Raw genomic sequence first — 21,030 nt, forward strand, 5'->3', positions numbered from 1 at the left:
GATGTTTTGTAACTTCCGTGACGCCAAAATTGATCAAAGAAAAGCCAACCTAGGCGCAATAAGGCGTTTGCTGCCTGAACTCACGTTTGGAAAAGGTTCTTGTGACGGTTGAGGACCTCAACCTGAATTGGCGACTTCCTGTTTCAACCGCTCGTTTTCTGCCTTTAGCTCGGCCAGCTGCCGCCCCAGCGTGTTCAAATGCGGGCGCAGCTCAGCCTCGGTAAACCGGGGCGTGATGTGGCGAGGGCAGTTCCAGTCCAGTGCCTCAACGCGAATTATGACGGCACGCTCTGCGGGGACCTCGGACCCATCTGGATACAGGCTGGCCGCCGCATCTTCGCCTTCGGTGAATTTAACCCGACCGAGGATTTTGAGGCGGCGCTGATTGGCATAATCCATCAGGATCAGCGCAATACGGTCATTGCCGTCCAAGTTCCCGCGCGAGATATATTGTTTGTTGCCCGAGAAATCCGCGTAGCCGATGGATTGCGGCCCCAACACTTTCAGGAACCCGGTGGGGCCACCGCGATACTGAACATAGGGCCACCCGGTTTCGGACACCGTGGATTGATAGAACCCATCCCGTGCCTCGATGAACGCTTTTTCTGCGTCTCCGATCAGATGTCCCTGCTGCGGTCCGCTTTCGATGAATTTTGCGTAGGTTTTTGCTGACCCCATTCGTTCCTGATGGGCGCGAACGGTGGGGGTGAAGGTCAGTTCAGAAAAGGCACGTGGCATCACAAGTCCTCTTAAAGTCCAAGATCGGACAACCCGGGGTGATCATCGGGGCGTTGGCCGAGCGGCCAGTGAAACAACCGCTGATCTTCTGATATGGGAAGGTCATTCAGCGATGCGTGGCGATGCGACATTCTTCCATCTGCGGCAAACGCCCAGTTTTCATTTCCATAAGAACGGAACCATTGTCCGCTGTTATCATGCCATTCATAGGCATAGCGGACAGCGATACGGTGGCCTGAAAAAGCCCAAAGCTCTTTGACTAGCCGGTAGTCCAGCTCTTTGTGCCATTTGCGGGTCAAAAAGGCATGGATGTCAGTATGGCCCGACAGGAACTCAGCCCGGTTCCGCCATTGGCTGTCGTCTGTGTATGCCGGCGTTACAATATCCGCATCTCGGCTGTTCCATGCATTTTCCGCCATCCGAACCTTTTGAGTGGCGGTTTCCTGACTGAAGGGTGGTAGAGGGGGTCGGCCCATTCTTTTGTCTTTCAGGTCAGTGCGGCGGCAATAAGGGCAAGTGTCAACATGAAGGGGACGTATTGCGGGGAAAATGGGCTGGCATGGCGTTTCATTGGGTAAATCCTAAGGTGTACAGATCGGTAAACTATATTGACAATGTACAGATCGGTAACTTTTTTCAAGCAAAAAACAGGCAAGGTGCGAAAGTGCAGTAACGTCCGTGACGTACTGCATTGATAAAATGTATGAAATATCGTGATGTTGCGCCCGATGGTTCGATTATATATGTACAGATCGGTACATATAGGAGCCGAATCATGCGCCCAAACAAGAGGGATGAGCTGGTCAGAAAGGCCCTGCAGGTCTTTTACAGAGACGGGTTTCACGCCACCGGCATGGACAAGCTTGTAGTGGAAACTGGTGTGTCCAAAACCTCCATGTACAAGCATTTCCGCACCAAGGAAGACCTGATCCTGGCGGCTCTGCGACTGCGGGATGAGAGCTTTCGCAACTGGCTGCTGCGTCGGATCGAAGAGGTGGCGGATACACCTGCTGAACAACTGATCGCCAGCTTTGATGCGCTGAGAGAATGGTTCGAGGAAGACGGCTTTCGCGGATGCATGTTCATCAAAGCGGGGGCCGAGTATCAGGATGCCGACCACCCGATTCATGTGCAAGCTGCTGAACACAAGCGCCTGCTGTTGGAGCATTTCACCCGATTGGCGCGCGACGCTGGGGTAGGCGACCCGGCAAAGCTGGCCAGTCAGATCGTCTTGTTGCAAGAGGGCGCAATCGTGTCTGCTGTACTTTTGAAGAACACCAGCCCCGCCAAAGATGCAAAAGAGGCCGCGCAACAACTGCTCAAGATTGCGCAGGGCTGATCGCTTGAAATTTCCGGTTTTGCGCAATGTGAAAGTCCCGACATAGGCAGCTGCGAACGTTGCGTTGCGCCGGTTTGCGACGCGGCGTCATACGGATTGGCAGAGGGCTTCGCAAAATATAGCCTTTCTGTAACCACTGATCGGAGAGTTTGAGATGTCGCTGTTTTCCTCCACCGCCGCATGGGTCACTGACGAACACCGGATGTTTGCTGAAATGGCAGGCAGATTCATGGATGATGAGCTTAGCCCAAATGTCGAAACCTGGGCCGCCAACGGCGTCGTTGATCGTGAGTTCTGGAAAAAAGCAGGCGACACCGGCCTGATGGCGGGGGCGATCGCCGAGGAATACGGCGGTGTCGGTGGCGGAATGGGATTCGATTCAGTCACCATCTACGAACAGGCCGCGCGTGGGGATGCAGGGTGGGGGTACGGTATCCAATCCATTGTCACCCATTACATCACCGCCTATGGCAGCGAAGATCAAAAACAGAAATGGCTGCCTAAGCTGGCCTCGGGCGAGATGGTTGGCGCACTTGCGATGACCGAACCCGGTACAGGGTCAGATGTGCAAGCCGTTCGGACGACAGCTGAGAAGGATGGGAACTCCTATCGTATCAACGGATCCAAGATCTTCATCACCAATGGACAGACTGCGGACCTGATAATCATTGCGGCCAAAACAGACAAATCCCTCGGGGCCAAAGGCGTATCGCTGGTTGCCGTGGAAACCGACGGGGCCGATGGTTTTCGCCGCGGGCGCAACCTCAAAAAACTTGGAATGAAGGGCAACGACACCGCCGAGCTGTTCTTTGAAGACGTCAAGGTTCCCATGACCAACCTTTTAGGACCCGAAGAAGGTCAGGGGTTCTATCAGTTGATGAAGCAACTGCCTTGGGAGCGTTTGACCATTGGCCTGATGGCGCTGGGCGCAATCGACTTTGCCATCGCTGAGACGGTGAAATACGTTCAGGAGAGGAAAGCATTCGGTCAGCGTGTCATGGATTTCCAGAACACGCGGTTCAAGCTGGCTGAATGCAAGACCAAGGCCGAAGTGCTGCGCAGCTTTGTCAATGATTGCATCGGCAAGCTTGAGGCAGGCGAGTTGGATGCCGCCACCGCATCAATGGTCAAATACTGGGGCTCGGAGGTGCAGAATGAAGTCATGCACGAATGTCTGCAGTTATTTGGTGGCTATGGGTTCATGATGGAGTACCCGATTGCCCGCTTGTATGCGGATGCGCGGGTACAGATGATCTATGGCGGCACCAACGAAGTCATGAAAGAGCTGATCGCGCGATCTCTGGACGTGTAGTGGCGAAAGGGCGGTCTTCTGCCTGTCAGCTATGTTTAGGTGCCTGGTCAAGTTGCGTTTGCAGCCACTTGCGGAAGGATTTCAATGGCTCTGACTCGGCCTTTCCCTTTGGCCAGACCAGATAATAATCGCCCAGGCTAACCTCGGGCCCGTCCCAGGCCTGCGCGAGGCGGCCATTCTTCAGGTCTTCGGCCACTAGATAGCTGGGAAACAGCCCGACGCCTAAACCATGAATAGTTGCTTGAATCATGGTAGAAAACTGATCGAACACCATGCCCTGCAATCCCTTGATCGGATGACCTTGCGCGGTGAACCACCGTTCCCAACCGTCGGGTCGTGTTTCGATGTGCAGCAGGGGGGCATTGGTCAGCCAGTCGATGCTTTCTGCGCGTTCCGGTAGCAACGTCGGGGCGCAAACCGGCAAGACCTCTTCATGCATGATCTGCATGTAGTTCACCCCGCTCCAGTTTTGTTGGCCAAAATGGAAAGCGGCGTCAAAGGGCTCGGTGTCGAAATCGAACCGCCGCAGGCGCGTGTTCAGGTTTACTGTTACTTCCGGGTGGCGGCGGGCGAAGTCCTGAAGCTTTGGGGCCAGCCAGTGCATACCAAAGGCGGGAAGGATCGACAGGTGTAGCGATCCGCCGGTCGGGTTTGCCTTTAGCTTCAGGGATGCCTGCGCCAGTTGGTGCAAGGATGCCCGCGCTGTCTGAACATAGTCTTTGGCGGCAGGGGTGAGGTTCAGCCGCATCTGGGTGCGCTGGATCAACTCGACCCCCAGCTGTTCTTCCATCGCCTTGAGTTGCCGACTAATGGCGCTTTGGGTCAGCGACAACTCCTCGGCCGCTGCCGAGGCGCTGCCGAGACGGTCCACAGCCTCTAATGCCAGCAGCGACGAAATTGATGGTAGAAAGCGGCGGGGCGCGATCATATGACAAATCCTCATACCTTTGCGTCTGAATATCACTGGAGTTTTACCGGGGCCAGCGAGATACAGGAATTGTGTGATTTGTTGGGGATTTCCCAGCCGGCGCATCGAAAACCGGGGTCGCCCCACTTAGACTGAAAAGGCCAAAGCATGGACCGCGCTCAGATTGTTCATGAGAATTTCCTGTCTCGGGTTGCCAAGGGCGATCTGCCCGACGGCGCGCCGCCTCAGGCGGGTTTGAGCGTGACAGACGCGGTTTCGCTGTTCCGCTCGCAGGTGCTCAGCCGTGCGTTGGACCGTACCAGTCGTGCGATGCAAAAGGCCGGGCAGGGGTTTTATACGATTGGGTCGTCGGGGCATGAAGGCATGGCGGCGGTTGCCCATGCTTTGCGTCCGACGGATATCGCGTTTTTGCATTATCGCGATGCGGCCTTTCAGATCGCACGGGCCGAACAGGTGGCCGGACAGCAGATCGCCTGGGATATGCTGCTCAGCTTTGCTTGTTCCAAGGAGGACCCGACATCCGGAGGTCGTCACAAGGTTTTGGGATCCAAGGCGCTATACATCCCGCCACAGACCTCGACCATCGCCAGCCACCTGCCAAAGGCAGTTGGTGCGGCCTATTCGCTGGGTGCAGCGCGGCGTCATGATCCCGAGCATCGGGAATTGCCCGAGGACGGAATTGCGATGTGTTCCTTTGGCGACGCTTCTGCCAACCATTCGACAGCGCAGGGCGCGATCAACACAGCTGGTTGGACCAGTGTGCAATCTACCCCTTTGCCTTTGCTCTTTGTGTGCGAAGACAATGGCATTGGCATTTCGGTCAAAACACCGAAGGGTTGGATTCAGGCGTCGATGGAGCATCGGCCGGGAATCAAGTATTTTCAGGCCAATGGTCTCGATCTCTACGAAACTTACGCGATTGCGCGGCAGGCTGCCGACTATGTGCGCACGCGCCGCAAACCTGCGTTCCTGCATCTGAAGACTGTGCGCCTTTATGGCCACGCCGGGGCAGACGTTCCGACTACTTACCTGCGAAAGTCCGAGGTTGAGGCGGATGAGGCCAATGATCCGCTTTTGCATTCCGTGCGCCTTCTGGATCAGGCAGCTGCCCTGTCCCCAGATCAGGCGCTGAAGATCTACGAACAAACCTGCGCCCGCACTGATCGCATAGCAGCCGAGGCCGCGACCCGCCCACACCTGACCGCTGCGCAAGACGTCATGGCCAGTCTCGTTCCGCCAAAACGCGATTGCGCAACCACCAATGGACCCAGCGCCGAGGCCCGCGCCATGGCGTTTGGTGGTGATTTACGTGCGATGGATGATCCCCAACCCATGAGCCGCCTGATCAACTGGGCGCTCACCGATCTGATGCTGGAACACGGCGAGATCGTCTGCATGGGCGAGGACGTTGGTCGTAAAGGCGGGGTCTACGGCGTAACGCAAAAGTTGCAGCAGCGGTTCGGGCCGGACCGGGTGGTCGACACGCTGCTGGACGAACAGTCTATCCTGGGCTTGGCAATCGGTATGGCGCATAACGGTTTCATTCCGATCCCCGAAATCCAGTTTCTGGCCTATTTGCACAATGCCGAAGATCAGATCCGGGGCGAAGCTGCGACCCTGCCGTTCTTTTCGAACGGGCAGTTTACCAACCCAATGGTTCTACGGATCGCCGGGTTGGGATACCAAAAGGGTTTTGGGGGCCATTTCCACAACGACAACTCACTGGCCGTCCTGCGCGATATTCCCGGCGTGATCATTGCCTGCCCCTCGACCGGATCAGACGCGGCGCAGATGTTGCGCGAATGTGTTCGACTGGCCCGGGAAGAACAGCGGGTTGTGGTGTTTCTTGAACCCATCGCGCTCTACCCCATGCGGGATTTGCACCAGCCGCAGGATGGTGGCTGGATGACAACCTACCCATCACCCGATCAACGTGTCGCGTTGGGCGAGGTCGGGGTACACGGCGACGGCACAGATCTGGCCATCGTGACCTATGGCAATGGGCACTACCTGTCGCAACAGGCGCTGCAACAGTTGCACGCCGCTGGACTAAACACTCGGATCATCGATATGCGTTGGTTGGCCCCGCTGCCGGTCGACGCGCTGAGACAGGCGACGGAAGGCTGTAAACACGTTCTGATCGTTGATGAATGCCGCCAGACTGGCAGTCAATCCGAGGCTTTGATGACGTTTTTCTGTGAAGAAGAAGATGCGCGCAAATCTGTCGCGCGCGTCGTGGCCGAAGACAGTTTCATCGCCACCGGCCCGGCCTATGCCGCGCCTCTGCCATCGAAAGACGATATCGTTTCGGCGGCGATCGCACTGACCGGAGCCAAGACATGACCCGCACTGCCGTTGTGATCTGCCCCGGTCGGGGCACCTATAACAAACCCGAACTGGGCTATCTGCACCGGCACCATGCCGAACGCTTGCCAATGTTCCAAAAGTTTGATGCCATTCGGGCTGAGGCCGGTCAAGAAGTGGTCACTGCATTGGACCGCGCCAAGCGCTTTACGGTTGGCAAATACTCCCGTGGCGACGTGGCCTCGCCTTTGATCTACGCTGCTTCGTTGGCTGATGCGCAATCACTCGCCGGCGATATCGAGGTTGTGGCGGTTACAGGTAATTCCATGGGTTGGTACATCGCGCTCGCCGCCGCAGGTGCATTGAGTGATGAGAACGGGTTTCGCGTCGTCAACACCATGGGGACCTTGATGCAGGAGCATCTGATCGGCGGCCAACTGGTCTATCCCTTTACGGATGACAGTTGGACCAATGATCCGGATCAAAAAGCTGCTCTGATCGAAGATGTCGCACGGATTGATGCGCTGGACCACCATGATCTGGCACTGTCGATTGATCTGGGTGGGATGCTGGTGCTGGCAGGGAACGAGGCCGGATTGGCGGCCTTTGCAGCGTCCCAACCTTCGGTTCAGGAACGCTTTCCAATGCGTTTGCCGAACCACGCCGCGTTTCACACCCGACTGCAGGCACCCGTTGCAGCAGAAGGTCGGGCGCGGTTGGGCGCAGATCTGTTCGAACAACCAAAGCACCCCCTGATTGACGGGCGCGGCAAGATCTGGTGGCCGGGCGCAAGCGATACCGCGGCGTTGTGGGATTACACCCTGGGCCATCAGGTGACCGGGGTCTATGATTTCACCCGCGCTGTGCAAACGGCTGCGCGCGAGTTCGCGCCGGACTTGTTTATCGTGACCGGTCCTGGGGCAACGCTGAGTGGCGCGGTGGCGCAATCGCTGGTTCATGCCGAGTGGCGGGGTATGGCGAATAAATCTGCCTTTCTCGCAGAACAAGAGGGGTCACCTGTTGTGATCGCCATGGGCCGCGACGATCAAAGGTTTCTTGCAACGGCATAGAAGCGGGCTAGTGATCCCGCCGAAAATGCACCGAGGTTCACAGTCAACACCCACGAACACTCGTTGTGGCGCGACACTTGCAGAGCAGCATTGAAGACGGCGCACTTGTCAGCCGACCTGACGGTTGATCTGGCTGCCATTGGCGGCGGCTATACGGGCTGCTCGGCTGCGCTTACGGCGGCAAAGGAAGGGGCATCTGTCTGCCTGCTCGAGGCGCATGACATCGGGTATGGTGGATCGGGTCGCAATGTCGGGCTGGTGAATGCAGGGCCTTGGCTGCCCCCTGACGAGATTCGATCGCATCTGGGGCAAAACGTTGGGGATCGCTTGATCGATTTGCTGGCCAAAGCACCTTGGGATGTTTTTGCGTTGATCGATGCGCATAAGATCGCGTGCGAACCTGTCCAAAACGGGACCCTGCATTGTGCGCATTCCGCGTCCCGCTTTCGCGACATTCAAACCCGGCACGCCCAACTCAGCACTGCGGGCGCGCCGGTAGAGCTTTTGTCGGCCGAAGCTGCGCTTGCCCGAACTGGCAATAAAACCTTTCACGGTGCGCTGTTCGACCCGCGCGCCGGGACAATTCAACCCCTGGCCTACGTGGTCGGTCTGGCCCGGGCCGCATCAGAAGCAGGAGCGCTTTTATTCATGCAAAGCCCGGTTCAGACCATTCAGTATCGGAATGGGTGCTGGGTTCTGACTATGCCCGGCGGTACGGTTCAGGCCAGATCGATCATTCAGGCCACAAACGCCTATCATCAGAGGTTAAAGGACACGGCACCCGCCTATGTACCGGTTTACTACTTTCGATATGCCACTGCGCCCCTGTCGCATAGTCTGCGCGCAAGCATCCTGCCACAGGGCGAGGGATGTTGGGACACCGGTTTAATCATGACCTCATTCCGGTTAGATCAGGATGGGCGCATGATCATTGGGGGTATGGGTGATCTGGGCAACGCGGGGCGTGGGGCGCATTTTGCCTGGGCCAAACGGAAACTGGCTGCGCTTTATCCTCAATTGTCGGACCAGCCTTTGGAGCAAGGGTGGCATGGGCGCATTGCCATGACGTCGGACCACCTTCCAAAGATCACCCAGATTGGACCAAATGCATTGTCGGTGCACGGGTTTTCCGGGCGCGGCATCGGACCCGGAACGGTGTTCGGGCGGCTGGTGGCGGAAAGCTTGCTGAAAGATGATCCGTCCTGCCTGCCGGTGCCTGTGGTTCCAGAACATCGCGAAAGCTGGACAGGTTTGCGCCGCGCCTATTTCGAAACAGGCGCGGCACTGACGCATTTTATCAAGGCGCGAACCTGATGGCTTAAACAGACCGGGTGATACCACCATCCACGCGGATGTTCTGCCCGGTGATGTAACCGCCACCTTCGGACGCAAGCATAGAAATGACTGAAGCGATCTCATCATAGCTGCGCCCATAGCGCCCCATGGGGATGCGCGACCGGAACTCTTCTTTCTCGGGCAGGCTGTCGATGAAGCCGGGCAGCACGTTGTTCATCCGGATATTCTCGGCGGCATACTTGTCCGAAAACAGCTTGGTGAATGCGGCCAACCCGGCGCGAAACACGCCCGACGTCGGGAACACAGGGTCAGGTTCGAACGCCGCAAAGGTCGAGATGTTGATGATCGCGCCGCCGCCCTGTGCCTTCATGATCGGCGTCACCAGACGGGTTGGGCGGACTGCATTCAGGAAGTAGACGTCCATGCCCTGATGCCAATCCTCATCCGTCAGCTCCAAAACGCCTGCGCGCGGCCCATGACCTGCCGAGTTGACCAGCACGTCGATCCGTCCCCAATGCGCCATGGTCGTATCCACCAGCTTTTGCAGATCATCATTGGATTGGTTCGATCCTGTCACACCCACGCCGCCCAGCTCATGTGCAAGTGCCTCGCCTTTGCCCGAGGAAGACAGAATGCCCACTTTGAATCCGTCAGCTGCCAACCGCCGTGCAGCGTCTGCCCCCATGCCGCTGCCGCCTGCTGTAATCAGGGCCACTTTGTCTGTCATCATTTCGCTCCATTTCTTGTCTGACTGCAGCATGGGCCTTGTGGACAGATTTGACCAATCAGTTCTTCTGCCCTAATGCTGTAGAAAATCTACAGTGTGGTGCCATGCCAGCCCTTCCTCCACTCAATGCCCTGCGCGCGTTCGAGGCTTCGGCCCGACATCTGAACTTTCGCCTTGCCGCAGAAGAGCTTGGCGTTACCCAAGGGGCGGTTGCACAACAGGTGCGCGGACTTGAAGCGCGACTGGGCGAGCAGCTGTTCGACCGCCTGCCACGTGGGTTGAACTTGACCGAGGCCGGGCGGCGTTTTCACTCTCCCTTGCGTCGTGCCTTTCGATTGATCGAGGGCGCGGTTGATGAATTTTCACCCTATGGGCAGGTAACAATATCGGTTACGCCCAGCTTTGCGTCCAAGTGGTTGGTGCCGCGGCTGAATGATTTCACAGCACGGCACCCTGATATTCAGGTTCAGGTTGATGCGCGTGAGAAACTAGCCGATTTCAACAGGGATAGTGTTGATATTGCTGTCCGTCAAAGCCGCAAACCGTTGGGCAAAGAATTGCAAGCAGTGCCACTTTTTTCCACCGAGTTTATGGTCGTCTGTTCCCCAGAATTGGCGCAACGAGTGACAAATGCCTCCGATCTGACCCGGCAGGTGCTGCTCAGCGATTCTCACGGTCTCTGGCCGCTGTTTCTTGAACGTGCAGGACTGCAGGGCAAACCACGGATGATGAATTTCAGTCAAACCAGCCTTGCGATTGATGCAGCTGTATCGGGTCAGGGTCTTGCGCTTGCAAATGCGGCCCTTGTGGCGTCCGAGATTGCGTTGGGACGGTTGGTCTGCCCGCTTGATCAAGTATTGGTCGATGACCTCAGTTTCTACGTCGTAACGCCTCAAAAGCCGCGCCAACCCGATTTGGTGGCCAAGATGCGAGATTGGTTGATCTCGCAAGTCTAAAGGGTTGCAATGATGTCTTCGATCTGCGCGCGCAGCCACCGATGCGCCGGGTCGTTGGCCGAGCGCTGATGCCAGATCATGTAAATCGAAACCGGATCGCATTCAAACGGCAGCGGCGCAGCATCCAGCGACGCGAGCGGGCCTTTCTTCATCAGTGCGGTGTCGGTCGAAATCAGCGTGCTGTTTTTCACGAAGGACGGTATCGCATTGAAATGAGGCAGGGTGACAATTGGCGCTCGGATCTGGCTTTGATCCACACCGCGCATCACAGCACGTGCGTTACGCCCGTCCGGAAACTGAACTTCGACATGGTCGCATTGACAGTAAGACTGCCAGCTGTCCGGCGGCACCCGCTTGGCGCTATCGTAGAACACCATCAGCGGGCTGGTAAGCAATCGCTTTTGCAGGATGTCAGGTCCATCCGGCGGCAAGGGCGTCAGCATCAACTGGCAACGATCACTGCGCAGCAAATCGGGGTCCGGGACACCAGAAGGCATGAACTCCAGTCGCAACTGAATGCCTTTCGCACGGTTGACCCGCAGCAACTTGGGAAAGATCAGCTCTCGTGGCATATCATTGGTCGCGATTCTAATGGCAATCTCTTCTGCCAGCGGGTCAAAAGGGCGCTCTTGTGTCAGGGTCCGCATTCCGTCCAGAACGCTTTGAACTGGATCCTTTAACGACAGCGCACGCTCGGTCGGAGTTAATCCCTGACCCGACCGGACAAACAGCGGATCACCTAGAACCTGCCGGAGTTTTCCAAGCGTGTGGCTGATCGCTGATTGCGTCACCCCCAACCGGTCAGCCGCCTTCGAGACGGAGCTTTCTTCGAGGATTGTCAGAAATGTGCGCAGGACTTTTCCGTCCAAGTCAGTGAAATCAGTTTTGTTCATATCGTCTATGATTATTCATGAATGGATTTGCTGTCCATGGCGGGATAGGTGATCCTAAAGAACTGGAGGCGCACGATGGGGATCCGCTTTTTCTCGGACAAAGACCGACCCGTGCATATGGGGTCCTACCCGCTGGAGCGGTTGGCGCGGCAAGACCAATTGCCCGACCTGTCCGGGGTTCAACCCATGCCGGTGCTCAGCTTTCATCGGCCCAATCAACCCGACAACATCGTCAACGCGATGGGTGAGTTTCAGGCCATGATGGACGCGATCCGGAATGGGTTGATCAATCCGTCTATGGCAGACATCCCGGTTGACCCACAGGCGCGGGCCAATCATCTGAAAGCATTTGGGTATTTCAATGATGCTTCGATGATGGGGTGCGGCCCACTGCCACCCGCAGCTTTGCTGGATGAGCCTCGGCACAACCCGGATATCAACCGGCTGGCCCATGCCTTGCGCACGCGGCAAACCAAGACACTGGCGTCAGGCATCGACGTCATAATGGCCGACCTGAAGGACAGCATGGAGGCGACGCCGGGGCCGATCGATAGCCACCGTCATGCCATCGTGTTTTTGTACGAGCACAACCGCGACCCGGAACCGGACGAGCCAGGCGCGGATTGGATCATGGACGCGCAGCATCATCGCAGCTGTTTGTTGGCCACTGAAAATGCGATTGTGATCGCCAATTACATCCGCTTGCTGGGTTTTGATGCGCGGGCACATACCGCCATGTCTGCTGAGGTCGATCTGGGAAAGCTTGCGGTGGCGGCCGGGTTGGCCTCGGTCGAAGATGGTGAGGTCGTTGTGCCTTGGCTTGGGAAGCGGTTCGGTCTGGCCGCAGTCACCGCCGAGATGGAGATCGCGCATGACCGGCCCCTGCAACCGATGTCGCAGCAGCCGTGGTTTCGCACGCAAGGACCGGCCTGGTGGCTGGGCGCCGGGTTTGCCAAGAACGCATTGAACCGAGACGCATATGCCAAGCGGCGCTATGCCGATGGCGCGCATCCCTTCGAAAAGCTTAAGCGTGTGGACGATCCCACCACCTATATCGACGAACAGAATGTTGCCCGTGTCCCCAAGCGGGCCGACATGTTCGCCCGCGCGCAGTTCGGCGATATGGGCAAACCTCTGCAGGATGCGGCCAAAGGCGGTCATTATGTCCGGAAATCCGCGCCAAGTTTTGCGCAACGCCGCGCTTTGGGGGCGTTTGTCTTGTTGCAGGATGGCGACAGCGCCGAGGGTCCAAAACCCACCGACGCTGAACGCAACGCTGCGAATATCAAAGCCGCAAGCTATTTTCTGGGGGTCGATGCCGTCGGTCTCAGCCGCTGCCCGGAATGGACCTGGTATTCCCATGACGCCACTGGGGAAGAAATCGTTCCGCCCCATGATCAGGCCGTCAGCATGATCATCGATCAGGGCTATGAGACGATGGAAGGCGCCAGCGGGGATGACTGGATCAGCGTCGCCCAATCCATGCGCGCGTATCTGAGGTTTTCTCTGTTGGGCGGCGTGATCGCACAGCAGATCCGGAACCTCGGCTACAAAGCCAAGGCGCATACGGTGATGGATGGCGAGGTCTTGCAGCCTCCGTTGTTGCTGTTGTCCGGGTTGGGTGAGGTCAGCCGGATCGGTGAGGTTATTCTCAACCCTTATCTGGGGCCGCGCCTGAAATCAGGTGTAGTGACGACCGACATGCCGATTGGGCATGACAAACCCATCGATTTTGGTCTGCAGACCTTCTGCGAAAGCTGCAATAAATGCGCGCGGGAATGCCCTTCTGGGGCGATCACGGCCGGTCCGAAGCTGATGTTCAACGGCTATGAAATCTGGAAGTCCGACAGCCAGAAATGCGCCACCTATCGGATCACCACGCCCGGGGGATCAATGTGCGGGCGGTGCATGAAAACCTGCCCGTGGAATCTGGAAGGTATCTTCAAGGAACGCCCGTTCCGGTGGGCCGCGATGAATATCCCCCAAGCCGCGCTGGCCTTGGCTAAACTGGACGATGCCGTGGGAAATGGTGGCTTGAACGACACCAAGAAGTGGTGGTGGGATATCGAGTTGCAGTCGGACGGGGCCTATCGTCCCTCGGTTCACCCTTTGAATCGGCGCGATCTGCAAAGAGACTTGGACCTGAAATACGAGGACCAGACGCTTGCTGTGTATCCGGCCTATCTGGCCCCGCACCCGTGGCCCTATCCATTCGCGATGGACCGCGAGGCCGGGATTGCCGCCTATGAGGCGATGGTTTCTGCCGATGACTACAAGGCCCGCAAGGCCGCAGGTGATATGTCTGTTGTACACCGCTATCAGATTTCCGGGGATGCCCCGGTGATCCGGGTCAAGCTGTCAAAAGTTGACAAGATGACGGCAGATGTTTCGAAGTACGAGTTCTCAACCATGGACGGTACACCGCTGCCTGAATGGAGTGCCGGGGCGCATCTGGATGTGCTCGTGGCGCCCGAATTTCTGCGCCAGTACTCCATGTCCGGGGATCCGTCGGAGCGGATGTCCTACCAGATCGGTGTGCTGCGCGAGGATGAAGGACGTGGTGGATCGGCCCTGCTGCACCGGATTTTTAGCGAAGGCCGCAAGGTCTTCATCTCAAAACCCATCAATCATTTTGAGCTTGAGGAAGCGGCGACCAAGACCTTTCTGATGGGCGGCGGGATCGGCATCACACCGATGATTGCTTTTGCCCACCGCTTGCACGCGCTGGGCAAGGATTTTGAGCTGCACTATTCTGCGAGCACCCGTTCTGCGGCAGCGTATCTGCAAGATCTGGCGATGACCCCGTGGGCAGATCGTGTAAACTATCACTTCTCTGATGAAGGAACCCGCGCCGATCTGCGGGCGATTTTGGCGGGCTACCAGGACGGGTGGCACGTCTATACCTGCGGTCCAGATCGCTATATGGACGGCGTGATTCAGGCAGCCGAGGCACAGGGATTTCCGGAAGAGGCGCGGCATCTGGAGTATTTCTCGGTTCCCGAACAACCGGAATACGAAAATCACCCGTTTACCCTGAGGCTGACCAACTCGGGCCGGGAAATGTCGGTGCCCGCTGACAAAGATGCGGCCCAGGTGCTGAACGAGGCTGGCATTCACATAGATGTAAAATGCTCGGACGGGATTTGCGGTGTCTGTAAATGTGGCGTGATTTCGGGCGCGGTTGATCACCGCGATTTCGTTCTGTCAAAAAAGCAACGCGAAGGCGCGATGATCTTGTGCCAGAGTCGCGCCGCAGAACCGGATGGGATTGTGGAAATCGATCTTTAGCCGTAGTCAGGAAACGACATTCATCGATGAAAAAATAGGTCGCCCCAGCCATGGACGCGGCCAGGTTGCTGCACTAACGTCCCCTGCGAACCCCAGTGAATCCTGATCAACAGGTGCGAGGTATTTTCATGGATTATCACAGCCCTGCCAGCTTTGCCGAAGCCTCGGCTCTGGCCGCAAATGCGACGGGCATCACACGGTTTCTGGCTGGCGGCACCGATGTTTTGGTGCAACTGCGCTCGGAATTGGTAACGCCTGATACGCTGATCGACATTAAGAAAATCAACGGTGTGCACGACATTACCCGCAATGCTGATGGCGGCTGGACGTTGGGCGTCGCTGCCACCGGCGCCGAGATGAGCGAGTATGCCGAACTTGGCAAAGACTGGCCAGGCGTGGTCGAGGCGATGGATCTGATCGGCTCGACCCAGGTGCAGGGGCGGGCGACGCTGACGGGCAATCTGTGCAACGGGTCTCCGGCGGCCGATTCCGTACCGGCGATGGTCGCGGCGGGTGTCACTGTTACGGTGACCGGACCCGATGGAGATCGCGTCGTTCCGGTCGCTGATATTCCGACCGGGCCTGGCAAGACCTCGCTTACCAAGGGAGAGGTGGTTTCTGCTGTGCATATTCCTGCTCGTGGCGACAATGGCGGTGACGCGTACCTGCGGTTCATTCCGCGCACGGAAATGGACATTGCCGTTGTCGGTGTGGGTGTGAACCTGCGTCTGGACGGCGATACCATCACCGAGGCGCGCGTATCATTGGGCGCCGTCGCACCGACTATTTTGCTGGTCGAGGATTGCGCCAAGGCTATCATCGGCACGACACTGGATGAAGATGCTTTGGACGCGCTGGCCACGGCCGCGTCTGCCGCCTGTAACCCGATCGATGACAAGCGCGGCACAATCGCATTCCGTACCGAAGTTGCCGGCGTTCTGGCCAAGCGCGCTGCAAAAATCGCCTATGCCCGCGCAAAGGGAGAACACGTATGAGTAAGTTTCACGTATCCACCACCGTGAACGGAGACACGGTAGAATACCTCTGCGATCCGCGCGAGACTCTGCTGGATTGTCTGCGCGACAAATTGAACCTGACCGGCGCCAAAGAAGGCTGTGGAACCGGCGATTGCGGAGCGTGTTCGGTCACCGTTGACGGTCGTCTGGTGTGTTCCTGCCTGATGTTGGGCGTTGAAGCAGACGGCAAACAGGTTGAAACCGTTGAAGGCATAGCCGAAGGTGACATTCTGCATCCGCTACAGAAGAAGTTCATCGAATATGCTGCCCTGCAATGCGGCATCTGCACTCCGGGGATTCTGGTTGCTGCCAAGTCGCTGCTGGAAAAGAACCCCAATCCCACCGAGGAAGAGACGCGGTATTGGCTGGCAGGCAACCTTTGTCGCTGTACCGGATATGACAAGATCATTCGCGCCGTAATGGATACGGCGGCTGACCTACGGGAGGCTTCGTAATGGCACTCGACGATCGCAAATCAGAATTCAGCTTTGTGGGCACGCGACCGGATCGTCCGGACGGGTTGGATAAGGTTACGGGCCGAGCCAAGTTTGGCGCCGACATTTCCGCACCGGGCATGCTGCATGGCGCGATCTTGCGCTCGCCCCACGCCCACGCGCGGATCATCAAAATCGATACGTCCAAAGCTGACGCGCATAAGGATGTCAAAGCCGTTGTAACGCGTGCGGATTTTGCCGATGTGCCATTCAAGCCAGGTCTGGAAGGCGAATTCTGGAACGTCCTTGAAAATGTCATGGCAGGCGATAAGGCGCTGTATGACGGCCATGCGGTGGCGGCTGTGGCGGCTACCTCGGCACTTGCGGCGCGCGATGCGCTGAAGTTGATCGAGGTTGAATACGAAGTGCTGCCACATGTCACTGATGTCGATAAAGCGATGGCACCGGACGCACCGGTCATCCGCGAAGGTGCTGCGGATTATTCCGTGCCGGAAGGGATGCACCCGAACGTCGTACGCTATCACGAAAGTGGCCATGGAGACATCGAAGCTGGCTTTGCCGAGGCTGATCTGGTCATCGAAGACAGCTTTGTGACCGAAGCGACCCATCAGGGCTATATCGAACCGCATGCCTGCCTGGGCATGCTGGGCAGTGACGGCAAGGGTGAGCTTTGGTGCACCACCCAAGGCCATTGGATCGCGCAAAAAACCTGTGCAGCATTGCTGGGGATCGAAACCTCGCAATTGCGTGTGACAGCGTCCGAAATTGGCGGCGGTTTTGGTGGCAAGACCACCGTCTTTATTGAACCGGTCGCACTGGCGCTGAGTCGCAAGGCCAACCGCCCGGTCAAAGTGGTGATGACCCGGTCCGAGGTGTTCCGTGCAACTGGCCCGACCTCATCGGCGTCGATGGACATCAAGATCGGGATGAAGAAAGACGGCACCATTACCGGTGCGCAGGGCATCTTCCGTCTGCAAGGCGGGGCGTTCCCCGGTGCGCCGGGGGACATGACCGCAATGTGCGGTTTTGCGCCCTACAACCTGACCAATGTGCATCAAGTTGGGTATGACGTGATGACCAACCGTCCGAAACAGGCCGCCTATCGCGCGCCGGGCGCGCCGATGGGGGCCTTTGCGGTCGAATCCGTCATTGACGAGTTGTGCAATCAACTGAGCCTTGATCCAATTGATGTACGCCTGAAAAACGCAGCTTATGAAGGCACCAAAGCCAGCTATGGCCCACGCTACGAACGCATCGGTCTGGTCGAAACGCTGGAGGCCGCCAAGGCGCACCCGCATTACGCGGCCCCGCTGAAACCGGGGCAGGGGCGTGGGGTCTCCTGCGGTTTCTGGTTCAACCATGGCGGAGAGACGTCGGTGTCGCTTGCCTTGTCCGAAGACGGCTCAGCCCAGTTGATGGTGGGTACGCCCGACATCGGCGGCTCGCGCGCGTCGATGGCGCTGATGGCGGCCGAGGTTCTGGGCATCCCCTATGAAAACATACGGGTGACCATCGCGGACACTGCCACACTTGGTTACAACGACGTGTCACACGGATCTCGCGTCACCTATGCCAGCGGTCTTGCGACTATCAAAGCGGCGCATCACGCGGTCGACAAGCTGTGCGAACGGGCGGCGGCCAAATGGGGCATCCCGGTTGATGCGGTGAAATGGGAAAATGGTTGCGCAGTGCCTTCCGGTCCAAACGCGGGCGATTTTGACCCGATGCCTTTGGCGGACATCACAGCGGATATGGGGTCAACCGGTGGCCCTATATCTGGCCATTTCGAAGCGACGCCCGAAGGCGCAGGCGTTTCCTTTGGCACCCATATTGTAGATGCAGAGGTGGATCCGGAAACCGGCAAAACCGCGATCACGCGGTATACTGTCATTCAGGACGCCGGCAAAGCGATCCATCCAACTTACGTGGAAGGCCAGTATCAAGGGGGTGCCGCGCAGGGTATCGGCTGGGCCCTGAACGAGGAATACATTTACGGCGACGATGGCCGTCTGCAGAACTCGATCTTCCTTGACTACCGCATCCCTGTGGCCAGTGACCTGCCAATGATCGACACGGTGATTGTCGAAGTGCCCAACCCCGGCCACCCGTTTGGTGTGCGCGGCGTTGGCGAAACCGGCATCGTGCCACCTCTGGCCGCCATCGCAAATGCGGTGTCCAACGCGGCAGGTGTTAGAATGCGCCAACTGCCAATGTCACCGCCCCGTATTCTGGCGGCTCTTAAGGACAATGGTTGAGGTTCACCTTTGGTCCGGCCTCCGGTCTCTGACCGGGGGGCTGGAAGTGGTTGAGGTCAAGGCAGCGACCACAGGCGAATTGTTGCGCGAACTTGTTCGGGTCCATCCGCAATTGCAGGGCCCGATTGATGCCGGAGTGTCTGTTGCAATCGACGGCCGTGTCATTGCCAGCGGTCTGACCGAACCCATTCCCGAAGGCAGCGAAGTCTACCTGATGCAGCGCCTCAGGGGCGGTTAGGGCTGGGGTGACCAGGGCTCTCGCCCGACCATCCGGTCAGCTTCGGCGGTGATGTCATTCATGTGTTGTTCCAGATCAAGCCTCAGGGCTTCAATCTGTTCTTCGCTGGCTTTGCGCGGCACAGTTTCCTTCCATTCCCGGCACAGAAACACACCATCATTGCGCCACACGCGAGGCATCAAAAGACGGTCCCATGTCCCGGCTTCTCGTCCATGTCGGGCAGAATAGGTAATGCCGAACACACGTTTTCCGGATGCGCGAGCCCAGATCAGCGGCACAGTTGACAGAACACGCTCTGGTCCACGTGGGCCGTCGGCGGCAATTCCAATGGAAATCCCCTGTTTCATCTTGCCCAGAACTTCGCGCGACAGCGCGACGTGACGCTTGTGGCTGGACATGGCAATTGTGTCCATCCCGAACAATTGTTGCACCCGCCCAACCATGCTTCCTGCCCGCGCCGACGAGGTGATCGAACAGATGCGCCCCTTGTCTAGCGGAAAAAAATATGGCGATTGCGCCAGTCGCTGATGCCACAGCACCACGATGACGGGCTCCCCTTGTTCGGCCAGTTGATCCAGCGCTTCGTACCCGATGCGCTGCCAACGCGTGTTGCGATGCACCAACCGAATATAGCTGGCAATCCGCCGTGCGACCCAGTTCAGAACGGCTTCGCTGTCTGCAATCTCTTTGCGGATATTCACGCGGGGTTCCTTTTCCTGACCGGATCTTGTCTTACCCAACTGCACGTCATGCGCAACTTGTTTGTCCGATCGCGAAGTGTATCCGAATCTGAAAAAGCCTCTTGAGTCCGCCGCGCGGCTGTCATATCTGGGGCGCACGATAGGGGTATAGCTCAGTTGGTAGAGCGACGGTCTCCAAAACCGTAGGTCGCGGGTTCGAACCCTGCTGCCCCTGCCATTCTCAGTAGTTTTTTGACATCTGTGCGGCAACGTCGCCGATGGTCGTGCAAATCCAGAGCGTCAATCTCGGTTTCCTCTGTCCGGCGAATGGCTTATGGTCGCCGCAATTTAGATGCACCTGAGTGAGGATACATGTCGCGTTTCGATGGCTACTTCCTGCGACAACTGCTGGTCCTGTTCGGCTTTTTCACTTTGGTTCTGGTCGGAGTATTCTGGATTACTAGATCAGTCAGCCTGTTTGACAGGGTGATCAGCGGTGGGCAGTCGGCGATGGTGTTTCTCGAATTCACGGCCCTGACCCTGCCCACGCTAATCAGGACAGTCATGCCTATGGCCGTGTTTGCAGCCGCTGTTTACGCCACCAACCGTCTGAGTCGGGAAAGCGAGTTGACGGTGATGTTGGCCACCGGATCCAGCCCGTGGCGTCTGGCGCGGGCAGTTTTTCTGTTTGGCTTGACGACTGGCTTGATGATGGCGGTTATCAGCGTGTTTCTGCGCCCAGCCTCGGTCGAGCAGCTGGAAGTGCGGCAAGCCGAAGTGGCTGGGGATGTAACCGCACAGTTGTTGAACGAAGGTGAGTTTTTGCACCCTGCCGAGGGTGTAACGGTTTATATCGGTCGGATCGATCTTGATGGAACCCTGCACGAGGTGTTCGTGTCGGATCGGCGCGATGCCGAAGATGCCGTTAGTTATTCCAGCGCAACGGCCTATCTGGTCAATAGCGACATGGGCATTCATCTGGTGATGGTGGACGGCGTCGCTCTGCGTCTTGATAAGCAGGGAAGAACTCTTTCCTCCACCCTGTTTGAGGACGCGTCATATGACATATCAGAACTGACCAGCACCGGAGCAATGGCCCGGCGCAGCCTCGAAGCCATCCCAACCATCGAGTTGATACAGGATCGCGAAACCATCGCGGCGATTGAGGAATTCTCTCTCGGACAGTTGGTCGAAGAATTGCATCAGCGGTTTTCATGGATCGCCATTTGCATTGCCGTGTCGTTGGCCGGGTACTCGACCCTGATGCTGGGCAGCTTTTCGCGGTTCGGACTATGGCCTCAGATCCTTGGCGCTTTTACCATTCTGGTCTTACTGGAAGGGGTTCGAGGATTTGTATCACCGGTGGTGATCGATGACCCAAGGCTTTGGGGGTTGCTATACCTGCCTGCCGTTATGGGTGTTTTCATATCCTGTGTGTTTTTGATTTTCGCAGGCCGACCGCTGTTTCGAAAACGCGATCCGGTCGGAAGGGCCGAACCCTCGCCTGCCTGACCCAACAGGCTGGGTTTGACAGG

Annotated in this window: 18 protein-coding genes and 1 tRNA gene; 13 read left to right on the top strand and 6 right to left on the bottom strand. The window is 57.6% G+C overall.

Annotated elements, in window-relative coordinates:
- Positions 1-117 precede the first annotated feature (117 nt).
- Both ACR0BU_RS04790 and ACR0BU_RS04795 read right to left on the bottom strand, forming a co-directional pair.
- On the bottom strand, positions 118-738 hold the full coding sequence (locus tag ACR0BU_RS04790) for a pyridoxamine 5'-phosphate oxidase family protein (RefSeq protein ID WP_480735958.1): 621 nt from the start codon (positions 736-738) through the stop codon (positions 118-120).
- 11 nt (positions 739-749) lie between these two features.
- Positions 750-1,214, bottom strand: coding sequence for a nuclear transport factor 2 family protein (locus ACR0BU_RS04795; RefSeq protein WP_480735957.1), 465 nt, complete (start codon positions 1,212-1,214; stop codon positions 750-752).
- 299 nt (positions 1,215-1,513) lie between these two features.
- Here ACR0BU_RS04795 and ACR0BU_RS04800 point away from each other — a divergent pair, with 299 nt between their 5' ends.
- Together ACR0BU_RS04800 and ACR0BU_RS04805 are read left to right on the top strand one after the other, a co-directional pair.
- A complete protein-coding gene (locus tag ACR0BU_RS04800; RefSeq protein WP_480735955.1) occupies positions 1,514-2,077 on the top strand; it encodes a TetR/AcrR family transcriptional regulator in 564 nt (187 codons plus the stop codon).
- Between the two features lie 154 nt (positions 2,078-2,231).
- Complete coding sequence (locus ACR0BU_RS04805; RefSeq protein ID WP_299076924.1) at positions 2,232-3,389, top strand: acyl-CoA dehydrogenase family protein; 1,158 nt, start codon at positions 2,232-2,234, stop codon at positions 3,387-3,389.
- Positions 3,390-3,414: 25 nt separating this feature from the next.
- Here the strand turns inward: ACR0BU_RS04805 and ACR0BU_RS04810 are convergent, their stop codons facing one another.
- Complete coding sequence (locus ACR0BU_RS04810; protein ID WP_299076921.1) at positions 3,415-4,317, bottom strand: LysR substrate-binding domain-containing protein; 903 nt, start codon at positions 4,315-4,317, stop codon at positions 3,415-3,417.
- A 147-nt stretch (positions 4,318-4,464) separates the two neighbouring features.
- Between ACR0BU_RS04810 and ACR0BU_RS04815 the strand changes: the two genes are divergently transcribed.
- The 3 genes from ACR0BU_RS04815 (at position 4,465) to ACR0BU_RS04825 (ending at position 9,005) form a co-directional block, all read left to right on the top strand.
- Positions 4,465-6,660 carry a thiamine pyrophosphate-dependent enzyme gene (locus ACR0BU_RS04815; protein ID WP_480735952.1) on the top strand — a complete coding sequence of 732 codons (2,196 nt, stop codon included), beginning with the start codon at positions 4,465-4,467 and terminating at the stop codon, positions 6,658-6,660.
- Positions 6,657-7,691 (top strand): ACP S-malonyltransferase, encoded by a 1,035-nt coding sequence (locus tag ACR0BU_RS04820; RefSeq protein WP_480735951.1) that lies wholly within the window; start codon positions 6,657-6,659, stop codon positions 7,689-7,691. Before ACR0BU_RS04815 ends, ACR0BU_RS04820 begins: the two co-directional genes overlap by 4 nt.
- 90 nt (positions 7,692-7,781) lie before the next feature.
- Entirely contained in the window at positions 7,782-9,005 is a 1,224-nt protein-coding gene (locus tag ACR0BU_RS04825; RefSeq protein ID WP_480735950.1) for an NAD(P)/FAD-dependent oxidoreductase, read from the top strand.
- A 4-nt stretch (positions 9,006-9,009) separates the two neighbouring features.
- Here the strand turns inward: ACR0BU_RS04825 and ACR0BU_RS04830 are convergent, their stop codons facing one another.
- Complete coding sequence (locus ACR0BU_RS04830) at positions 9,010-9,717, bottom strand: SDR family oxidoreductase (RefSeq protein ID WP_300070356.1); 708 nt, start codon at positions 9,715-9,717, stop codon at positions 9,010-9,012.
- A gap of 101 nt (positions 9,718-9,818) precedes the next feature.
- Here ACR0BU_RS04830 and ACR0BU_RS04835 point away from each other — a divergent pair, with 101 nt between their 5' ends.
- On the top strand, positions 9,819-10,670 hold the full coding sequence (locus ACR0BU_RS04835; RefSeq protein ID WP_480735948.1) for a LysR substrate-binding domain-containing protein: 852 nt from the start codon (positions 9,819-9,821) through the stop codon (positions 10,668-10,670).
- Here the strand turns inward: ACR0BU_RS04835 and ACR0BU_RS04840 are convergent.
- Positions 10,667-11,563 (bottom strand): LysR family transcriptional regulator, encoded by an 897-nt coding sequence (locus ACR0BU_RS04840; RefSeq protein WP_298933532.1) that lies wholly within the window; start codon positions 11,561-11,563, stop codon positions 10,667-10,669. The two genes, ACR0BU_RS04835 and ACR0BU_RS04840, sit on opposite strands and share 4 nt — an antisense overlap.
- Before the next feature lie 75 nt (positions 11,564-11,638).
- Between ACR0BU_RS04840 and ACR0BU_RS04845 the strand changes: the two genes are divergently transcribed.
- The 5 genes from ACR0BU_RS04845 (at position 11,639) to ACR0BU_RS04865 (ending at position 18,815) form a co-directional block, all read left to right on the top strand.
- Positions 11,639-14,851 (top strand): reductive dehalogenase, encoded by a 3,213-nt coding sequence (locus ACR0BU_RS04845; protein WP_480735946.1) that lies wholly within the window; start codon positions 11,639-11,641, stop codon positions 14,849-14,851.
- A gap of 128 nt (positions 14,852-14,979) precedes the next feature.
- Positions 14,980-15,846, top strand: a complete 867-nt coding sequence (locus ACR0BU_RS04850) for an FAD binding domain-containing protein (protein ID WP_480735945.1) — start codon at positions 14,980-14,982, stop codon at positions 15,844-15,846.
- On the top strand, positions 15,843-16,322 hold the full coding sequence (locus ACR0BU_RS04855; RefSeq protein ID WP_298933527.1) for a (2Fe-2S)-binding protein: 480 nt from the start codon (positions 15,843-15,845) through the stop codon (positions 16,320-16,322). Before ACR0BU_RS04850 ends, ACR0BU_RS04855 begins: the two co-directional genes overlap by 4 nt.
- Positions 16,322-18,577 (top strand): xanthine dehydrogenase family protein molybdopterin-binding subunit, encoded by a 2,256-nt coding sequence (locus ACR0BU_RS04860; protein ID WP_480735944.1) that lies wholly within the window; start codon positions 16,322-16,324, stop codon positions 18,575-18,577. Before ACR0BU_RS04855 ends, ACR0BU_RS04860 begins: the two co-directional genes overlap by 1 nt.
- Positions 18,570-18,815, top strand: coding sequence for a MoaD/ThiS family protein (locus ACR0BU_RS04865; protein ID WP_120631929.1), 246 nt, complete (start codon positions 18,570-18,572; stop codon positions 18,813-18,815). Before ACR0BU_RS04860 ends, ACR0BU_RS04865 begins: the two co-directional genes overlap by 8 nt.
- Here ACR0BU_RS04865 and ACR0BU_RS04870 read toward each other — a convergent pair.
- On the bottom strand, positions 18,812-19,516 hold the full coding sequence (locus tag ACR0BU_RS04870) for a lysophospholipid acyltransferase family protein (RefSeq protein ID WP_480755730.1): 705 nt from the start codon (positions 19,514-19,516) through the stop codon (positions 18,812-18,814). The two genes, ACR0BU_RS04865 and ACR0BU_RS04870, sit on opposite strands and share 4 nt — an antisense overlap.
- Before the next feature lie 141 nt (positions 19,517-19,657).
- Here ACR0BU_RS04870 and ACR0BU_RS04875 point away from each other — a divergent pair.
- Both ACR0BU_RS04875 and lptF read left to right on the top strand, forming a co-directional pair.
- Positions 19,658-19,733, top strand: a tRNA-Trp gene (locus ACR0BU_RS04875).
- Between the two features lie 134 nt (positions 19,734-19,867).
- Positions 19,868-21,007, top strand: a complete 1,140-nt coding sequence (gene lptF / locus ACR0BU_RS04880; protein WP_299886092.1) for an LPS export ABC transporter permease LptF — start codon at positions 19,868-19,870, stop codon at positions 21,005-21,007.
- The last annotated feature ends 23 nt before the right edge of the window (positions 21,008-21,030 follow it).

It is taken from the genome of Ruegeria sp. CK2 (assembly GCF_056536585.1).

Bases quoted from the DNA above. Each gene is read 5' to 3' on its own strand.
- ACR0BU_RS04790 (WP_480735958.1), bottom strand. From the start codon at position 738: ATGCCACGTGCCTTTTCTGAACTGACCTTCACCCCCACCGTTCGCGCC.
- ACR0BU_RS04795 (WP_480735957.1), bottom strand. From the start codon at position 1,214: ATGGGCCGACCCCCTCTACCACCCTTCAGTCAGGAAACCGCCACTCAA.
- ACR0BU_RS04800 (WP_480735955.1), top strand. From the start codon at position 1,514: ATGCGCCCAAACAAGAGGGATGAGCTGGTCAGAAAGGCCCTGCAGGTC.
- ACR0BU_RS04805 (WP_299076924.1), top strand. From the start codon at position 2,232: ATGTCGCTGTTTTCCTCCACCGCCGCATGGGTCACTGACGAACACCGG.
- ACR0BU_RS04810 (WP_299076921.1), bottom strand. From the start codon at position 4,317: ATGATCGCGCCCCGCCGCTTTCTACCATCAATTTCGTCGCTGCTGGCA.
- ACR0BU_RS04815 (WP_480735952.1), top strand. From the start codon at position 4,465: ATGGACCGCGCTCAGATTGTTCATGAGAATTTCCTGTCTCGGGTTGCC.
- ACR0BU_RS04820 (WP_480735951.1), top strand. From the start codon at position 6,657: ATGACCCGCACTGCCGTTGTGATCTGCCCCGGTCGGGGCACCTATAAC.
- ACR0BU_RS04830 (WP_300070356.1), bottom strand. From the start codon at position 9,717: ATGATGACAGACAAAGTGGCCCTGATTACAGCAGGCGGCAGCGGCATG.
- ACR0BU_RS04835 (WP_480735948.1), top strand. From the start codon at position 9,819: ATGCCAGCCCTTCCTCCACTCAATGCCCTGCGCGCGTTCGAGGCTTCG.
- ACR0BU_RS04840 (WP_298933532.1), bottom strand. From the start codon at position 11,563: ATGAACAAAACTGATTTCACTGACTTGGACGGAAAAGTCCTGCGCACA.
- ACR0BU_RS04845 (WP_480735946.1), top strand. From the start codon at position 11,639: ATGGGGATCCGCTTTTTCTCGGACAAAGACCGACCCGTGCATATGGGG.
- ACR0BU_RS04850 (WP_480735945.1), top strand. From the start codon at position 14,980: ATGGATTATCACAGCCCTGCCAGCTTTGCCGAAGCCTCGGCTCTGGCC.
- ACR0BU_RS04855 (WP_298933527.1), top strand. From the start codon at position 15,843: ATGAGTAAGTTTCACGTATCCACCACCGTGAACGGAGACACGGTAGAA.
- ACR0BU_RS04860 (WP_480735944.1), top strand. From the start codon at position 16,322: ATGGCACTCGACGATCGCAAATCAGAATTCAGCTTTGTGGGCACGCGA.
- ACR0BU_RS04865 (WP_120631929.1), top strand. From the start codon at position 18,570: ATGGTTGAGGTTCACCTTTGGTCCGGCCTCCGGTCTCTGACCGGGGGG.
- lptF (WP_299886092.1), top strand. From the start codon at position 19,868: ATGTCGCGTTTCGATGGCTACTTCCTGCGACAACTGCTGGTCCTGTTC.